Raw genomic sequence first — 16,341 nt, forward strand, 5'->3', positions numbered from 1 at the left:
ATACCGACCGCGTAATAATCGTGGGGCAATCCGACGGACGGTCGCGAATGGCCGAGCCGGTACGGAAGGCCGGCTGCGCCGGATCGGTCGCGGAATTCGGGGCAAGCCCGCCGGCGGGCTATTCGTCCACCCATCTTTCTGACTAGTCCGCCGGCGGGACACGGCAACATCGCCCACGTGCCACCGTGGAAGAAGTGACTACAAGTAGGCGAAAATGATCAAAGCGCTACCGGCGGATGGGTCAAGCGATTCCGACTGTCGAATCGACGACAACAAAATCCTCACAACGTTCACCCGTTAGCGAGGCCCGCCTCCTAGCATTGGCTTCACCATCCGTTCCGGGTCCGCCGCTAGTCGACCGGGGAGAAGCAGAGCATGGACGACGACGCGGACCTCGCGGCCCGTGTCCGACGCGGTGATCGGCAGGCGTTCGACGACCTCTACGATCTCTACGCGGACGACGTCTTCTCCATGTGCCTGCTGATCCTGGGTGATCCCACGGTGGCCCGAGCGGCCGCCGGTACGGCGTTCGCCCTGGTCGCCCGCACCCGACTCAACCCGTTGAGTGATCCGGCCCGGTTGCGTTCCTGGTTGCTGGAACTCGCCCGCGGCAGCGCCCTGGCCTGGTCGGGGTCCCCGCAGGCCCGCAGCATCCCGGTGCCCCACGGTGTGCCGCCCGAGGAACTCCTGGTCGGCGCCGTAGTGCCGGCACCCGCCAGCCTGCGAGTGGGACTCGCCCGCACCTTCGACCGGGCTGCTGCCGTCGCGGAGGCCGCTGCCGCGAACCGCCGAGCCGCCGCAGCCACTGCACCCGCCGCAGTCACTGCACCCGCCGCAGCCGTCGCACCCCGGAAGATCAGCCTCGTCAAGGTGCCGACCGAACCCGCGTCCGACGCCGCGGAGACGTTGATCGCCCCCGCCCCCGTGCGCGCGCTGCCGCTGATGCGGATGGACGCCGAGGTCGAACCCGCCGCCGTCCCGCCACCCGGCCGCGGGACCCTGGAGTGGCGCAGCCGGCCGGCGATGGCCGCCGCGGCGGCGGTCGTCGTCGCCGTGGTCGGTCTCACCGCGGCGATGAACTGGCCGTCGTCCGATCCCCGCCTGATGTCGGAGAACGGCGTGGCGATGGTGAGTCCGCAGCGGACCCTGGACGTGGTTCGCCCCTCCGCGGCGCCCGCTGCCCCCAGCGGCGACGCCGCGACCGCCCCCACCGTCGTCCCGACGGTGGCCGGCGCCTTTACCAGCCGGGCCGCGGCGCCCAAGGAGGTACGGCCCCGCCTCGTGGAACCCATCGCTCGGGACGTGCACAGGTCAGAGCCCGCCGCCGAGCCAAGCACCAGCCGCCCCCGCGCAACCTCGGCGGCACCCTCGACCACGGCTCCGCGCACCACCCCGTCGAAGCCCCCGGCCAGCACCGCTGCGCCCACGACCACTGGGACCACTGGGACCACTGGGACTTCTGGGACCTCTGCACCGACGACCCCGCCGAGGACGCAGACACCGCAGCCGACAGCTACCGTCCCGCCGCCGGTGAGCGCGCCACCGACCAGCGCCGCGCCGCCCCCCGCGACGCCACCGGGCAGCAATTCCCCGCCCCCGTCCACTGCGCCGTCCGGCCCCCCACGGTCGGCCCCGCCGTCGACGGGCGGGCCCACCGGCAGCACCGAGGGCACCGGCGCGACCAGCACCGGCCCGGCCGAATCCGACGACAGCGTCGTCGACCCCGTCACCCTTCCGATCCCGGTCTCCGTCTAGCCGACACCCGTCAGCGGACTGTGTAGAACAGCGTCGTCACGTACTGATCGAAGTCGTTGATCCGCAGGGTCAGCCGGAGCTGCCATTTCCCCGCCAAAGGCGCCTGCACCCGGTCGCTTCGCGCATGCCCCGGCGCGGCCAGGTCGAGCGGGACCTCGAACGGCCCGAGGTCGGCGGTCGGCAGGGACAGCGCCGCGCTTGCCTGCACCAGCTTCTGCGGCTTGCCGTTGGGCGCCCAGGTGTACACGTCGAGGGACTCGGCTCCGATCCTGGTCGGGGCGACCCGCACCTTCACCGTCATCGGGCCGGCGAACGCGGTACCGGTGAACGGCGGTGCATAGCTGGTGCGCGCGGGAACCATGTTCACCAGGGTCGCGGTAAGCCCGAGCACCACCGCCCCGACGACCAGCTCCGAAGCCGCACCACGCCGCAGTCCTGTCAACGCGGCGACGCTCGGCGCCGCCCCCGTCGCATCCGGACCGGATCGGGCGCCGCCATAGTGGCGGCGCACCCACCGCTGGGCGAGGGCACCGAGAGCGATCATGCCGAGGACGAACCACACCTTGTAGAGCAACAACCGCCCGTAGCCGGTGTCGATGACCGCTCGGAGCGTGCCGATCTCCCGCCAGCTCTGGAACAGGCCGCTGAGCACGATCACGGCCACGGCCCCGACCGCCACCCGTGACCAGCGGGGCAGAACCTCCGCCAGCTCCACCGCCGCCGCCCGACGGACCAGGAACAGCGCGATGACCACCAGCCCGCCGATCCACACGGACATGCCGAGCACGTGCACCGTCAGGCTGGCCGTCGCGAGCCACACCAGGTCCCCGGCACTGCCGTGGCCGATCGCCGCCAGCGTCACCGCCACCACGAGTCCGAGACCGGCCAGCTCGAATCTGCGCCACACGTCCAGGGAGCCAGTACGAAACATCCGGCGCAGCAGCGGAACCGCAAGGCAGAGCGCAAGCAGCCGGATCAGCAACAGATGACCGAACCGCTCCTCCAGCGTCGCCGACAGCACCGACCAGCGGCCCAGCCCGCTCAGCCCCAACCCGGCGACGTAGGGCCCCTGTAGAAGCAGCTGCCCGAGACCAGCTAGCGCCGACAGTCCCCACGCCCCCGCCACCAGCCGGCTTGCGCCGCCTGTCCGCAGTCCCTGCGGCCAGAGCATCAGCAGAAAGAAGCAGGCCCCCAGCAGAACGCCGACGCCGGCGTAACCAGCGAACCGCGCGACACCGAACAGGAAGCCGACCGTCCGCGAACCGGAGGTGTCCGCCTCCGCCCTGGCGGCCCCGGCCTCCGGCGGTCCGCCCACGCCGAACGCGAAGGCACCGGAGATCGGGTGACTGTCCGCGGAGATGACCCGCCAGCTGGCCACATAGGTGCCCGTGGGTAGGCCGGGTCGCAGCGCGACCATCGCCTGGGACGCCTTCTGCCCTGACCGCGCCTGTCCGTCGTCCACCCGGGTGCCCGCCGAATCGAGTACCCGGATCGAATCCCGTGTGACCCGGACCGACTCGCTGTAATCGATCACTATCCGAGTCGGCGCCGTAGAGAGTGCCGCACCGTCCGCCGGGCTGCTGCCCGTCAGCAGGGCGTGAGCAGAGGCAGGCGCGACCCCGAGCCCGAGACCGATCGAGGTGGTGACCATGGCCAGGACGGCCATGGTCACCACCATCATTCTTCGCACGGAGCTACGCCCGACGCCGCGAGGTCACGAGCGCAAAGGCGCCGGCCAGCAGACCGAGCGCACCCAGGAGCACCCCGATGCTTCCCAACCAGCGGGCGGTCCCGTCGCTGTCATCCGACTGCGAGGTCTCGGCGACGTTCTGCATCGTCGCCGAATCGTGAGCACCGGTAGACGAACCCGCAGCCGACCCGGCAGCCGTCACCGTCAGTGACGGTGACGGCCTCTCCGGTTCCCCGGCTCCCGGTTGCGCGACATCGACCCACCGCACCACGTCCCCGTTCGAGTAGGTCTGCAGCGTCTTGAACGTGAGCTGTCCGGCCTTGTCCGGCAAGGGACCGGCGGAGACCGTGAACGTGTCAAACTCGTCCGGTTTGATCCCCTGGCCTCCCTGCGCCGTCCAGGTGATACGGGTCACCACCTCGCTCACCTGGCCATCGTCCGTACTCAGGGGCTTCGCCGGCGCCGCCTTCGTGACCTTGTACGTCCAGCCGGCCTTGGGCTGGACCGACACGGACGCGAGCGGCGTGTCGACGGGAAACTGAACATCAATACCGGTGGTGGAAGCGTTGTCCTCCTCGGTTGGCACCTTGAACGAGAGCGTGGCGTAGCTACCTGCGGACGCGGTGGACGGCTGCAGGGTGACGTGCGCGGAAGCCGGCACTGTCATGGCGAGTACGGCCGCGCCGGCAACTACGCCGAGTACGCTCGCACGCCGAAAATGGCGGATCATGTAAGTCCTTCCAAACGGTCCCACAGCGCGGCGGGAACACAGAGATTCCGTGTTTCACAGGCGCCGGAGTCGTTCGTCAGCCCATGCCAAAAAGCAGCGGTGAGCAACCCGTGGAACACCGCCCCGTCCGACCGACCTCCGGCTGGCCCGGCGGCGGACCGCGCCGGCGGGCGGACCGCCCGAGCGGCCGGGTGTGGGGACGGGGCTCCCGTCGACGCACGTCGACGCGCGGCCCTGGCGGAATCGAAGGCACGGCCAGATCCGCGACAGGCCGGAACAGACGAAACAGGACCGTATGGGGACGGAGCCTGGAAGCCGACCACAGCGCACGCTCCGCGCGGCGCAGCAGCACCGCGATGCACACCGCCGCCAGACCATGCGCGAGCACCATCCGCGCCTCGACCGAGTAGCCGCCTGCCCGATGCGTATGCGTATGCGCGAGGCCGAAGGTGATGTGGAGCAGAACCTGAGTCCCCGCGACACCCGCCACGAACACCGAAAGGCGCCGTTCCCGACCGCCGAGTCCGTAGACGATCCGGGTGAGCAGGAGGAAGGCGATGATCATAATCGCAGCGGCCGGCCGCTGAGCGCCGCCGGCCACGTGCGCCGCCCATGCCAGGCACACGGAGGACGAGGCGAACGTGGCAGCTCGCCCGAGGCGAGCCGTCCCTCCGCTCGCCGACCAACCCGTGCTCACGGGGACCAAGCCTGCCATGTCTGGCCCGCTCACCGCCACATCCCCTCCCGCAACGTCGTCAAGCTGTCAGTTGTCCCCGCCGGCAACACCGTCCGAAATCCGTCAACCTCGGACGGTCAACCCCCATCCGCGGGTACCGTCTGCCTTCTCCGACGCCGGAGCCCCTGAACCCGAAGAAGGGCTGATGCATCGTGCGGGTGGTCATCGCCGAGGATTCGGTACTGCTCCGTGAGGGTCTGCGCCGCCTTCTCGCCGACGCTGGTTGCGAGGTTGTCGCTACAGTCGGAGACGGACCCGGCCTGGTCGATGCGGTGGTGACGCACCAGCCCGACGTCTCCGTCGTGGACGTTCGGATGCCTCCGTCCCACCGCGACGAAGGGCTGCGAGCCGCAATCAGGGCTCGCTCTGAGGTCACGGGCTCACCGGTCCTCGTCCTCAGCCAGTACGTCGAGAAACAGTACGCGGCAGAACTTCTCGCCGACGGCGCCGGCGCCGTCGGCTACCTGTTGAAGGACCGCGTCGCCGACGTGCGCGAGTTTGTTGACGCAGTGCGTCGGGTCGCCGCAGGCGGCACCGTCATGGATCCCGAAGTGGTGGCGCAGCTTCTCGTCCGAAATCGTCGCAACGATCCCATGTCCGCGTTGACTCCTCGGGAACGAGAGGTCCTCACCCTCATGGCGGAAGGCCGCTCGAACACCGCGATCGCCGCGCATCTGGTCGTGAGCAGCGGCGCCGTCGAGAAACATATATCAAATGTCTTCTCGAAGCTCGGCCTGGAGCCGACCACCAAGGACCACCGTCGCGTCCTGGCGGTCCTCGCCTACCTGCGGAACTAAAGAGCTCGTTCGGCATCTCACCACCTCCACACTTCGAACGTGCGGTCGATTTTGCATCTCCGGCGCGCCCCCGTCAAGCAGCGCCAGCCTCCCCAAGCGGACCCGTCGACAACGGAATTTCGTCCACCCGGATCGGCCGACGCTACAGCGATCGTAGCAACGCGGTCCGCACCTCGGAGCAGAGAAGAGGTTGGCATTGGCAGCCAAAACCGCAAGAGGAACTACGGCGGCGGAACGCAATGCCGGACGGCATACTTGGAGAGGGAAGCGTCGGCACGCAGGACTTGACGAGGATGCCGACATGCCGCATCATCGAACACGTGTTCGATGATGATTTGAACGTTGTCCCCCTCCCTGACCTGGAGGTGGAAGTCTGCAGCTGGGCTGGTCGGATCTCGGCCGCGACCTGCCGCTGGCTCAGTCTGATCGCCGCCTTCGACCGCCGGAAGGGCTGGTCCTCGACCGGGTTGCCGACCTGCGCGCACTGGTTGGCCTGGCGCTGCGGGATCGGCCTGCGGGCGAGCTATGAGTACCTGCGCGTCGCCCGCGCACTCCAGACACTTCCGCAGATCACTGCGACCTTCGCCCGCGGCGAGATCTCATACTCCAAGGTGCGAGCCATCACTCGCATCGCCGCGCCGGACACGGAGACCGAGTGGGCTCGCGAGGCAGTGCGATGCTCCACCCGGGAGCTCGAACGACTTGTCTCGCTTCAATCGAAGATCAAGTCGGACGGCGAGAACGACCGCGAGAAGAACGGTGGCAGGAAGGATTCCGTGCGCTGTTCCTGGCGCTGGAACGAGGACGGCACTTTTTCCCTGACCGCTCATCTCGATCCGGAACGTGGCGCGGTGGTTGCCAAGGCCCTCGCGATGGCCGTGTCAAGCCTCGACCAGTCGACCGGTCCACGCGATGACGGAGCAATCACATCTGATCCTGCGGACGACGACCACGAGAAGAAGGCATCGCCGTCCGTACGGGCTGATGCGTTGGCCGGAGTCGCGGAATCTTTCCTTGCCCGCGGCGCGCCGGAACTGACGGATCCGACTCCCTACACCGTCAACGTGCATGTCGATGTCGCTACTTTGATCGGCGGGATCGAAAGTGGTCGGAACAACAACGTCCGGAAGGTAGACAAAGAGCGGCAGAGCGGTCGGAAATGCGAGATCGAGGGCGGTGCCACGCTCGCGCCTAGTGTCGTTCGCCGACTGTCCTGTGACAGTCTTCTCCGCGCTTTTCTGACCGATTCGCAGGGAAGCCCACTCGCGCTCGGTCGCACCCGACGGAGCCCCTCCATCAAGCTGCGGAGGGCCATCTATGCGCGAGACAAGGGCGTCTGCCAGTATCCTGGTTGCCGGCGCACTCAGTGGCTTCACATCCATCACATGCAGGAATGGGGTGCCGACGGCGGGACGACGGATCCCGCAAATCTGGTTCTGATCTGTTCGCTCCACCACCGGCTGATTCACGACGGAGGCCTGACCCTCGAGCGGAGGCCGACCGGGGAGCTCCTGGTCTTTCATCCGGATGGAACAGTCACCCAGGAGGCGCCACCGATAAGGAGCGATCCCGACCCGCTGCGCTTCTTCCGCTCCGCCGCACCCCGCGGGCCAGGCCACGAATCCTCGGCCGGACAAGCGGCGTGAGCACCTCTGCGCGGCCCGAGTCTCGGTCGAGCGGCTCACGTCGGTCCCGACCAGACGTCCCGCCTGGTGACCCGGTCTGGTGTGACACGAGGTCGGTTGCCTGGCTACGGGAGGCGATGCCCGTAGGCTCCCGGTCTTGTGAGCCCCATCCTCGCGTCCGGACGAGCTGGGAACTTCCTCCGATCTTTGTTGATCATCCTTTTGCTCGTCCTGATGATGCGGACGGCCTACCTCCTGTGGTTCTTCCACACCCCGGCCTGGACGTCGCGACCGCACGACATCCGCTACTGCGGGGGATGGTACGAGCGGGCCGACGCACCAGATGTCACAGGCAGTCAAGCCAGGAGGACCGCTGGAGGGAACCTCAAGGCGGTGATGCGGTCACCGGTCTTCCGGCCGATCACCGCCTACCGTCCGTCCTCGGCCTGCCCGCAGTATCTGTTCGCCAAGGTCGGGAAGGACGTCTACGTGACCTACCGCGCTACCGAGGACTGAGCGGAGTCACTCAACGCGGGTCCGGTGAGCACGTAGACCCGGGCATGTATCGAGGTGCGCTGCTGCAACGCCGCGCGGACCGCCCGATGCAGGCCATCCTCGAGGTAGAGAGCTCCTCCCCATTCGATCACATGCGGGAAGAGGTCTCCGTAGAAGGTCGAGTCCTCATCGAGCAGCACATCAAGCGCAAGCACCCGCTTCGTCGTGACGAGCTGATCGAGCCGGACCTGGCGAGGGGGAATGGCCGCCCAGTCCCGCTGGCCAAGGCCGTGCTCGGGGTACGGGCGACCGTCTCCGACCAACTTGAAGATCACCGGCACCTCCTCCTCGAGGGCGAGACATCCGTCGACTACGACAGCCTAGAATCCTCGCCCCGTCTATAAGACCCCGGTCGGCCCGGAGCGGGAACCGCGCGGACACCAGGACCACGGCCGTGTGGCGGATCCCCACATCGGGCCGGCTATCCCTTGACCTCCACCACAGGCCTGACTTAAGTAAGGCTTACCTGAAAAAGAGGAGGCCACGGTGACGTCGCCAGCCCACGAGCACGACATGATCACGATGGCTCGACGAGCGAGGACCGTCCTCGCCGGTGGCCGCACAGCGCTACTGACTCTTCCCTGTGAGCAGGCACGAGGGTGGGTGGGAATGATCGACGACGGAGGTGAGCCGGTACTCATGGCCAGCACCGACGGCCGGGTGGCCAAAGCCGCCAGGATCGGGAGGCGGAGCTGGGTCGAGGTGCCAGGGCACTTTGGCGAGCGTCTGATCCTGGCCGGTCCTCTGCGGGTGGTGGCGGGTACCACGGAACAGATCCTGCGCCGGCTCGCCGATCTGGGCCGCACGGTCAGCACCGAGGACGGCGTCACCGATGGCCTTTCCGTGCTGGCGGTCTCGGTCGACGATGTAGTGCTCTGCCTACCCACCACGGACGAGGACTGCCGCCCACGCCGGTGGCCCACCTCCACTGTGGGTCGGCGCATCGACCTGGCCGCCTACGCATTCGCCGAGCCGGACCTGATCAGCGCCTACGCGCCAGAGCTCATCGAGCATCTCAACGTGGGACATGCGGATCAGATGCGCCAACTCGCCCGACACGCTTTGCCGACGGCAATCGCCGGCGACGTCGCCGGCGTCCAGGTCAGCGGCCTGGATCGGTACGGCATTGATCTGTGGCGGGTCGACGCTGCCGGGGCCGAGCAGGTCCGGGTCACATTCCGACAGCCGCTCATCGAGCCTCGCTCACTCGGCCGCGAACTGCGCCGATTGCTCGACCAGTCGACCAACACCTCGGAATGACGACCATAATCAGCTCCGGACGTCTCTGCCCCACGCCCGGAGGCTCAGATGCCGCGATCGCGCCACCGCCTGAGTCTGGCAGTCACGGCCCTCGTCACGCTCGCGGCGCTGACCACCGCCTCCTGTTCCGGTGGATCGGACGGCACTGACGCGCCCGGGTCGGCCGCCGGGTCCACGCGGCCGGCGAGTCCCGCCTCGCCGAAGAGCGAGACCCCGGTGGTCACCCGCACCACCCGGCTCACCGCCGGAGAGAACGGCCCAGTCGAGATCGGGCTCGTCGATCTGCGCACCAGCGGCAGGCTCGCCGTCCTGCGGCTGACCTTCACGCCGCACTTGCGCACGGATCGTCCCGGCGGCATCTCGCTGCTGGACATGGCGGGTGGTCGGGGTGGCAGCGTGAGCCTGGTCGACACCGAGAACCTGCGCCGCTACCTGGTCGTGCGCGACAGCCGCAACGAGCCGCTCGGTCCGAACCCGGCCGTGATCCGCACCGTCAACGACAGTCCGCTGAACGCGACCTTCACGTTCGCTGCGCCGCCGGCCGAGGTCAAGAAGATCGACGTCTATCTGGACGATCAGATCATCTTCGACGAGGTGGAGATCGCCTCGTGAGTGGCGCGGCCCGAGCGACGTTGGCGTTGGCCGCCGTGCTGACGGTCGTCGCCGCGGCCCCCGTGCCGGACGACGAGCTGCGCACCGCGGTGCACGAGCTGCGGACCGACGACGCGGTCCGCCCGATCGACCTCGACAGCAGCGTCGTCGAGCTCCGCACCGAGGAACATCGCGGCGCCGAGACCACGCTCACCCTCAATGCGGACGTGCTGTTCGCCTTCGACTCGCCCGAGCTCACCGCGGTCGCGCGCGGCCAGATCGCCGACGTGGCCGGCCGGCTCGCGGGGTCCACCGCGCCGGTCCGGGTGGATGGGTACACCGACAGCTTCGGCACGCCGGCCTACAACACGATCCTGTCCCAGCGGCGCGCCAGTGCCGTCGCCGATCTCCTGCGTCCCGCGGCACCGGACGGGGTGCTCGTCTCCGCCAGGGGGCACGGGTCCGCCGATCCGATCGGTCGCAACACCCGGCCCGATGGTTCGGACAACCCGGCCGGTCGGGCGCTCAACCGCCGGGTGACAATCACCTACGGCGACCAGTGAGTTCAATTTGACATCGGCATCGAAAATCGTTTCCAATTAGGCCATGTCACAACCCGCCGCGATCGTCTTCGACCAGGCGAGCATCGCCTACGGGCGGGTGCCCGCGCTGGAGCAGGTCCACGGCACGGTGCGCAAGGGCGAGATCGTCGCGCTCGTCGGGCCGAACGGCGCCGGCAAGTCGACCCTCATCAAGGCGTTGCTCGGCCTGGTGCCCGTCGCGTCGGGATCGATCACCGTCCTCGGCCGGTCACCCGCGCAGGCACGCCGGCAGATCGCGTACGTGCCGCAGGCGGACACGCTCGACCCGGACTTCCCGGTCTCCGTAACGCAGGTCGTCCTGATGGGCCGCTACCGGCGGATCGGATGGCTGCGGCCACCCGGGCGGGCCGACCGGGATGCGGCAGCCGAGGCACTGGCGGCGGTGGGCCTCGCGCACCGGGCGGCGGACCGGTTCGGCACGCTGTCCGGTGGGCAGCGGCAACGGGTGCTGCTCGCGCGGGCGATCGCGGCGCAGCCGGAGGCGCTGCTGCTTGACGAGCCCTTCAACGGGGTCGACGCGGTCTCCCAGGAGGCGCTGCTGGCCACGATCAGGAATCTCGCCGCGGGCGGCGCCGCGGTCGTCGTGTCCACCCATGACCTGGGCCTGGCGCAGCTGACCTGCGACGGGATCTGTCTGCTCAACCGGCACCAGTTCGGCTTCGGCCCGCCCGGCGACGTGCTCACGCCCGACCTGCTGCGGGCCGCCTACGGCGGGGCCGCACTGGAACTGGGCGATCGCGGACTGATCGTCGCCCGTTCATGATCGATTTTTTGGTGACGCCGTTCGACCGGCCGTATATGACGCGAGCTCTCGTCGAGGCACTGCTCCTCGGTGCACTCTGCGGCGCGGTCGGGGTGTACGTGCTGCTGCGGCGGCTGGCGTTCCTGACCGATGCCATCACCCACACCGTCTTTCCCGGGGTCGTCGTCGGGTTCCTGGTCTCGGGCCGGTCCGGCATCGTGCCGGGCGCGCTCGTCTGCGCGGTGGCCGCGGCCGCCCTGTTCACGGCGATCGCGGCGACCCGGCGAGTGAACGAGGACGCGACCCTGGCCGTGCTGCTGACGGCCTTCTTCGCGGTGGGGGTGATCCTCGTCTCCCGGCAGCGTTCGTACACCGCCGATCTCACGGCCTTCCTGTTCGGGCACGTGCTGACCATCGACACGGCGGACATCGTGGTCACCGCCGTGGTGACCGTTCTTGCCGGCCTGGTCCTGCTCGGGCTGGGCAAGGAGCTGCTGCTGCGGGCCTTCGACCCGGAGTGGGCCCGGGCGGCGGGCTACCGGATCACCGCGCTCGACCTGGTCAGCAACATGCTGATCGCGCTGGTCGTGGTCGCCTCGGTCCAGGCTGTCGGGACCGTACTCGTGATCGCCATGCTCGTCGTGCCGGCCGCGGCGGCGCGGCTGCTGTCCGAGCGGCTCGGCGTCATCGTCGCCCTGGCGGTGCTCGTCGGCATGGTCGGTGCCTGGCTGGGACTCGCCACCAGCTACGAGGCGTCGGTCGGTCATGATGTCCGGCTCGCCGCCGGGGCCACCATCGTGCTCGTCCTCGTCGCCTTCTACGCCCTGGTGACGCTCGGCCAGGCCGCCCGACGGCTGGTACGGCGATGACGCTGTTCTCCTCGCTCGGCGACGGGTACGTGCGACGCGCGCTGCTGGAGGTCGTGATCGTCGGGGTGCTCTGCGGCGCGGTCGGCGTCCATGTCGTGCTGCGTCGCCTGAGCTTCCTGACCATGGCGCTGACCCACGCGACCTTCCCCGGAGTGGTCATCGCGACGCTGCTCGGCCTGGGCCTCGTCCTCGGCGCGGGGCTGTTCGGCGTGCTCCTCGTGGCTGTCGTGGCGGTGCTGACCGGCCCACGCGGCGCGGAACACGGGCGGGAGACCACCAGCGTCACCGCCGTGGTGCTCTCCGGCGGCTTCGCGCTGGGGATGGCGCTGATGTCGACGCAGGACGGCTTCAGCCGGGATCTCACCGCCTTCCTGGTCGGCTCGGTCCTCACCGTCCAGCCGAGTGACCTCGTCGTCAGCGCGGTGACGGCGGTGGTCGTGCTGGGGGTGCTGGTGGCGCTGCGCAAGGAGCTGTTCCTCGCCGCCTTCGACCCGGACGCCCTCGCCGCCGCGGGCTATCCGGCCCGCCGGCTCGATCTCGTCCTGCTGCTGGCACTCGAGGCGACGGTGGTGACTTCCCTGCCCGCCGTCGGCACGATCATGGCGGTCGCTCTGATCGTCGGCCCGGCGGCGACCGCCCGGCTCTGGTGCTCGCGGACGTCCACGATGACCGCCGCGGCCATCGTCATCGGCGTCGCCTCGGGGGTGATCGGGCTCGCTGTCAGCGAGCAGTGGAACGTCGCGGCCGGCGGTGCGATCGTCCTCTCCGTCGCCGCGTTCTTCGTGGTCTCGCTGGTGTTGCGGTCACTCCCGTGGGGTGAACCGGGCGTCGCGGCCGCGGCCCGCCGGAAATCCACTGGACGCCCCACCTACTCTGGGTAGATGGAGTTCACCCAGTCCGACAAGCTCGCCGACGTCTGTTACGACGTCCGTGGGCCTGTCCTCGACGAAGCGACCCGGCTGGAAGCCGCGGGCGCGCGCATCCTCAAGCTGAACATCGGCAACCCGGCGCCGTTCGGCTTCTCCGCACCACCGGAGGTACTTGAGGCCGTCGTGGCAAACCTTGCGGACGCACAGGGGTACAGCGACTCCAAGGGCCTGCGCGCCGCGCGCGAGGCGGTCGTGGGCTACCACAACCGCAAGGGCATCACCGGGATCACGTCCGACAGCGTGTACCTGGGCAACGGCGTCTCCGAGATGATCATGATGTCGTTGCAGGCACTGCTCAACAACGGCGACGAGGTGCTGCTTCCGGCGCCCGACTACCCACTGTGGACGGCCGTGGTGAGCCTCTGCGGCGGGCGGCCGGTGCACTATCTCTGCGACGAGACCGCCGGCTGGGCGCCCGACGTGGCGGACATCTCCCGCAAGGTCACCCCGCGGACCAGGGCGATCGTCATCATCAACCCGAACAACCCCACCGGCGCCGTCTACGACCGGCAGGTGCTGGAGGACATCATCGAGGTGGCGCGGCGCCACCATCTGATGCTGCTGTCCGACGAGATCTACGACCGGATCCTCTACGACGACGCCGAGCACGTGGCGACCGCGTCGCTCGCCCCGGACCTGGTCTGCATGACCTTCAACGGGCTGTCGAAGGCGTACCGGCTGGCCGGGTTCCGCTCCGGGTGGATGGTGCTGTCTGGTCCGCGTGGTCACGCCTCCTCCTACATCGAGGGGCTGAACATCCTCGCGAACATGCGGCTGTGTGCGAACGTGCCCGGGCAGTTCGCCACGCTCGCCGCGCTCGCCGAGGACGGCGGCGCGGGCGATCTCGTCCTGCCCGGCGGCCGGCTGCGGGAACAGCGGGACACGGTCGTCAAGCTGCTCAACGACATCCCGGGCGTGTCCTGCGTGCCGCCGCGGGGTGCGCTGTACGCGTTTCCGAGGCTCGACCCCGAGGTCTACCCGATCGAGGACGACGAGCGGTTCGTCTTCGACCTGCTGGCCGCCGAGAAGATCCTTCTCGTCCAGGGCACCGGCTTCAACTGGCCGCATCCCGACCATGTCCGGATCGTGACCCTGCCCTCGGTGGACGATCTCACCGACGCGGTCGGGCGGATCGACCGGTTCCTGGCCCGGTACAAGCAGAACTAGTCCTATCGACACCATCGACGAGGTTGTCCACAGGAAGGCCGCAGCCTGTGGACAACCTGTGGACAAATCGCGCCGCGACCTCCAGGTCGCGATCCTGCTCGCCGTCGCCACCATCGGGGTGGAGATCGCGCTGCACTCCCGGATCGGGCGGCCGTTCTGGTACGACGAGCTGTGGCGCCCGCACTTCGCGGGCGAGCCGTGGTCGGCGTTCTGGTCGGAGCTCAGGTCGGCGAACGCGCCGTCGTCGCTGGGATCGATCGCGCTGACCCGGGTGACCGGCGACGTTTTCGGCTGGCATGCCTGGGCGCTGCGGACCGTCATGGCCGGCATCTGGCTGCCGGTGCTGGCCGTGGCGACCTTCCTGTCCGCGCGGCGCTTCACCGGCGTCGTCCCGGCCGCGGGCGGCGCGGTCGCGGTGGCGCTGAGCGGCACGGTCGTCGACTCCGGCACCCAGCTCAAGCCGTACGTCCTCGAGGCGGTCGTCTCCCTCGCGGTGTTCGCCCTGTGGACAGCGCCCGGCGCGCCGCTGCGGAACCGGACTGCCGCCGGCGCCCTGGCCCTGTTCTCGCTGCCCGCCGTGTTCCTGCTGGTGCCGCTGGCCGTGGGTGACCTCGTCCGCGACCGCCGGACCAGCTGGCGCGCCGCGCCGGCGCTGCTGCTGGCCGGCGGGCATGCGCTGCTGTTCGTCTCCCACCAGTCCAGCCAGCGCGCGAGCCACTTCTGGGACGACCAGTTCCTCGCCGGCCGCGGCGTTCTCGGCGGGCTACGCTTCACCGCCGACCAGGCGCGCGCGATCCTCGGCGGCGCGCCACCCGGGATCGACCGCTACGACCCCAACCTGGTGCACTCCCTGATCGAGGGCCACCGCCTCGCGACGGCCCTCGTGGGCACGGCGACGGCCGTCGCCGTGCTCGCGGGCGCCCGGGCGCTGCGCCGCCGGGCGGACGGTGCGACCCTGCTGTGGAGCCTCGTCGGCGCCGAGCTCCTCCAGCTCGCGGCGAGCGGCGGACGTTACTGGCCCTTCGGGGCGTGCCGGCCGAACCTGTTCCTGGTCCCGCTGCTGACCATCGTCGCGGCGGTCGGCGCGGGCGAGCTGGCCACGGCGGCCCGCCGGCACCGCGGCGGTGGCGCGGGTGTGATCAGGGCGGCCAGCGTGCTCTGCCTGGCGGGGCTGGCGGCGACGCCGGTCTGCGCGGCCGCCGGGATCGGCACCATGTGGCGGGAACGCCACGAGGTGCGCCCGATCGAGGGCATGGTGGACGCAACCCAGGTCGTGCGCGGCGAGTACCGCCCGGGTGATGCCGTCATCGTCGGTGGTCGCCTTGCCCGGGCGGGCTGGCTGTACGGGATGGAGCTCAGCGACGACGGCCCGGAGCAGCCCGGCGCACGGGTGCCACGCTCGGAGACGACCTTCCTGAACGCCATCGGTCGCGGCGGCGCGGAGCGGGCCGTGCGAGCCCGCCAGCACCCCCCGCGGCGGGTTCTGCTGTTCGTTCTCGCCTACGACCGCCGGGGCACGGCCGCGGAGCTCGCCATCCTGCGCCGCGGCGGGTGGTGCAACCGCGGCATCCACTCGTTCCCGCTGACCGGGACGCTGCATGAGCTGGACCGCTGCGCGGTCACGGAGTCGAGGGGCCCGCGGTCGCCATCGGCTGGCCGATGATCGCCGCCAGCGCCGACCACTCCCGGTCTGCGTCCGTCAGCGAGGTGGCGATGCGCTGCTGCAGGACGCCGACCTCGATGCGGGTGCCGTCGAACAGCTGGGCGCAGGAGGCCGCCGCCGCGGCGTAGTCGCGACCTCCTGCGTCGTAACGAGCCCGCGCGCCGGGGGTGGGCGGCACCGGAGCGGTGATCGCCGCCGCGCTGTCGGTACCGAGGGCGGCGCACGCGGGTTTCAGGGCGGCGCCGTTCTGCGCGGCGAGGTGGGAACGGACGGCGGCCACGTCCGCGGCCACCCGTATCCGTAGCCCCTCGCTGCCGTGGTACCAGGACGCCAGCTCCGCGGCGTCGTTCACGCTGGACACCGGGACGGCCGGCATGGTGGCCGTCGGGGTGGGGGCGGGGGTGCTCGCGTGCGCGCCGCCGGCGGGCAGACCGGATGCCGGCTGCTCACCCCCGGTCAGCGTGGCCGCGCCGCCGCCGATGACCAGCGCGATCGCGCCGAGGATGGCAAGCCGGCTGCCGATCGGGTTCTGCAACGGGTCCGGCTCGCGCAGCCAACCCGGCCGGCCGCCCCGCCGCGCCATGCCGCTCCTCCTCCACCCGTCCGGCCCCGACCCCCTACACGGCGCAA

17 protein-coding genes are annotated in these 16,341 nt (G+C 70.0%); 12 read left to right on the top strand and 5 right to left on the bottom strand.

What is annotated here, in order from left to right; translation table 11 throughout:
- The first annotated feature begins 375 nt into the window (after nucleotides 1–375).
- Nucleotides 376–1,755 carry a hypothetical protein gene (locus FRAQA3DRAFT_RS38295; RefSeq protein WP_009741381.1) on the top strand — a complete coding sequence of 460 codons (1,380 nt, stop codon included), beginning with the start codon at nucleotides 376–378 and terminating at the stop codon, nucleotides 1,753–1,755.
- Between the two features lie 10 nt (nucleotides 1,756–1,765).
- Here FRAQA3DRAFT_RS38295 and FRAQA3DRAFT_RS22670 read toward each other — a convergent pair whose 3' ends face one another.
- The 3 genes from FRAQA3DRAFT_RS22670 to FRAQA3DRAFT_RS22680 form a co-directional block, all read right to left on the bottom strand.
- Complete coding sequence (locus FRAQA3DRAFT_RS22670) at nucleotides 1,766–3,433, bottom strand: copper resistance CopC/CopD family protein (protein WP_232292153.1); 1,668 nt, start codon at nucleotides 3,431–3,433, stop codon at nucleotides 1,766–1,768.
- A gap of 16 nt (nucleotides 3,434–3,449) precedes the next feature.
- Nucleotides 3,450–4,175: a YcnI family protein gene (locus FRAQA3DRAFT_RS22675; protein ID WP_009741383.1), complete on the bottom strand. Its 726-nt coding sequence runs from the start codon at nucleotides 4,173–4,175 to the stop codon at nucleotides 3,450–3,452.
- 76 nt (nucleotides 4,176–4,251) lie between these two features.
- Entirely contained in the window at nucleotides 4,252–4,740 is a 489-nt protein-coding gene (locus FRAQA3DRAFT_RS22680; protein ID WP_157467595.1) for a hypothetical protein, read from the bottom strand.
- Nucleotides 4,741–5,063: 323 nt separating this feature from the next.
- Between FRAQA3DRAFT_RS22680 and FRAQA3DRAFT_RS22685 the strand changes: the two genes are divergently transcribed.
- From FRAQA3DRAFT_RS22685 to FRAQA3DRAFT_RS22695, 3 genes are all read left to right on the top strand, one after another.
- Nucleotides 5,064–5,708, top strand: a complete 645-nt coding sequence (locus tag FRAQA3DRAFT_RS22685; protein WP_009741385.1) for a response regulator transcription factor — start codon at nucleotides 5,064–5,066, stop codon at nucleotides 5,706–5,708.
- Nucleotides 5,709–6,001: 293 nt separating this feature from the next.
- Nucleotides 6,002–7,354, top strand: a complete 1,353-nt coding sequence (locus FRAQA3DRAFT_RS22690) for an HNH endonuclease signature motif containing protein (RefSeq protein ID WP_009741386.1) — start codon at nucleotides 6,002–6,004, stop codon at nucleotides 7,352–7,354.
- Nucleotides 7,355–7,492: 138 nt separating this feature from the next.
- A complete protein-coding gene (locus FRAQA3DRAFT_RS22695; RefSeq protein ID WP_009741387.1) occupies nucleotides 7,493–7,849 on the top strand; it encodes a hypothetical protein in 357 nt (118 codons plus the stop codon).
- Here the strand turns inward: FRAQA3DRAFT_RS22695 and FRAQA3DRAFT_RS22700 are convergent.
- Nucleotides 7,828–8,163: a type II toxin-antitoxin system VapB family antitoxin gene (locus FRAQA3DRAFT_RS22700; RefSeq protein WP_009741388.1), complete on the bottom strand. Its 336-nt coding sequence runs from the start codon at nucleotides 8,161–8,163 to the stop codon at nucleotides 7,828–7,830. The two genes, FRAQA3DRAFT_RS22695 and FRAQA3DRAFT_RS22700, sit on opposite strands and share 22 nt — an antisense overlap.
- Before the next feature lie 211 nt (nucleotides 8,164–8,374).
- On the opposite strand from FRAQA3DRAFT_RS22700, the gene FRAQA3DRAFT_RS22705 reads away from it, so the two are divergent.
- From FRAQA3DRAFT_RS22705 to FRAQA3DRAFT_RS22740, 8 genes are read left to right on the top strand one after another with little or no spacing between them, the layout of a single operon-like run.
- Nucleotides 8,375–9,148, top strand: a complete 774-nt coding sequence (locus FRAQA3DRAFT_RS22705; RefSeq protein ID WP_035921351.1) for a DUF2470 domain-containing protein — start codon at nucleotides 8,375–8,377, stop codon at nucleotides 9,146–9,148.
- A 48-nt stretch (nucleotides 9,149–9,196) separates the two neighbouring features.
- A complete protein-coding gene (locus FRAQA3DRAFT_RS22710; protein ID WP_009741390.1) occupies nucleotides 9,197–9,760 on the top strand; it encodes a hypothetical protein in 564 nt (187 codons plus the stop codon).
- Nucleotides 9,757–10,302, top strand: a complete 546-nt coding sequence (locus FRAQA3DRAFT_RS22715; RefSeq protein WP_009741391.1) for an OmpA family protein — start codon at nucleotides 9,757–9,759, stop codon at nucleotides 10,300–10,302. Before FRAQA3DRAFT_RS22710 ends, FRAQA3DRAFT_RS22715 begins: the two co-directional genes overlap by 4 nt.
- A 43-nt stretch (nucleotides 10,303–10,345) precedes the next feature.
- Complete coding sequence (locus FRAQA3DRAFT_RS22720) at nucleotides 10,346–11,104, top strand: metal ABC transporter ATP-binding protein (protein ID WP_009741392.1); 759 nt, start codon at nucleotides 10,346–10,348, stop codon at nucleotides 11,102–11,104.
- Nucleotides 11,101–11,952, top strand: coding sequence for a metal ABC transporter permease (locus tag FRAQA3DRAFT_RS22725; protein WP_009741393.1), 852 nt, complete (start codon nucleotides 11,101–11,103; stop codon nucleotides 11,950–11,952). The genes FRAQA3DRAFT_RS22720 and FRAQA3DRAFT_RS22725 overlap by 4 nt, the downstream gene beginning before the upstream one ends.
- A complete protein-coding gene (locus FRAQA3DRAFT_RS22730) occupies nucleotides 11,949–12,833 on the top strand; it encodes a metal ABC transporter permease (RefSeq protein ID WP_009741394.1) in 885 nt (294 codons plus the stop codon). The genes FRAQA3DRAFT_RS22725 and FRAQA3DRAFT_RS22730 overlap by 4 nt, the downstream gene beginning before the upstream one ends.
- Nucleotides 12,834–14,048, top strand: coding sequence for a pyridoxal phosphate-dependent aminotransferase (locus tag FRAQA3DRAFT_RS22735; RefSeq protein WP_009741395.1), 1,215 nt, complete (start codon nucleotides 12,834–12,836; stop codon nucleotides 14,046–14,048).
- Between the two features lie 58 nt (nucleotides 14,049–14,106).
- Complete coding sequence (locus FRAQA3DRAFT_RS22740) at nucleotides 14,107–15,711, top strand: hypothetical protein (RefSeq protein WP_009741396.1); 1,605 nt, start codon at nucleotides 14,107–14,109, stop codon at nucleotides 15,709–15,711.
- Here FRAQA3DRAFT_RS22740 and FRAQA3DRAFT_RS22745 read toward each other — a convergent pair.
- Nucleotides 15,668–16,294, bottom strand: coding sequence for a hypothetical protein (locus tag FRAQA3DRAFT_RS22745; RefSeq protein WP_009741397.1), 627 nt, complete (start codon nucleotides 16,292–16,294; stop codon nucleotides 15,668–15,670). The two genes, FRAQA3DRAFT_RS22740 and FRAQA3DRAFT_RS22745, sit on opposite strands and share 44 nt — an antisense overlap.
- Nucleotides 16,295–16,341 lie beyond the last annotated feature (47 nt).

It is taken from the genome of Frankia sp. QA3 (assembly GCF_000262465.1).
Classification (GTDB): Bacteria; Actinomycetota; Actinomycetes; order Frankiales; family Frankiaceae; genus Frankia.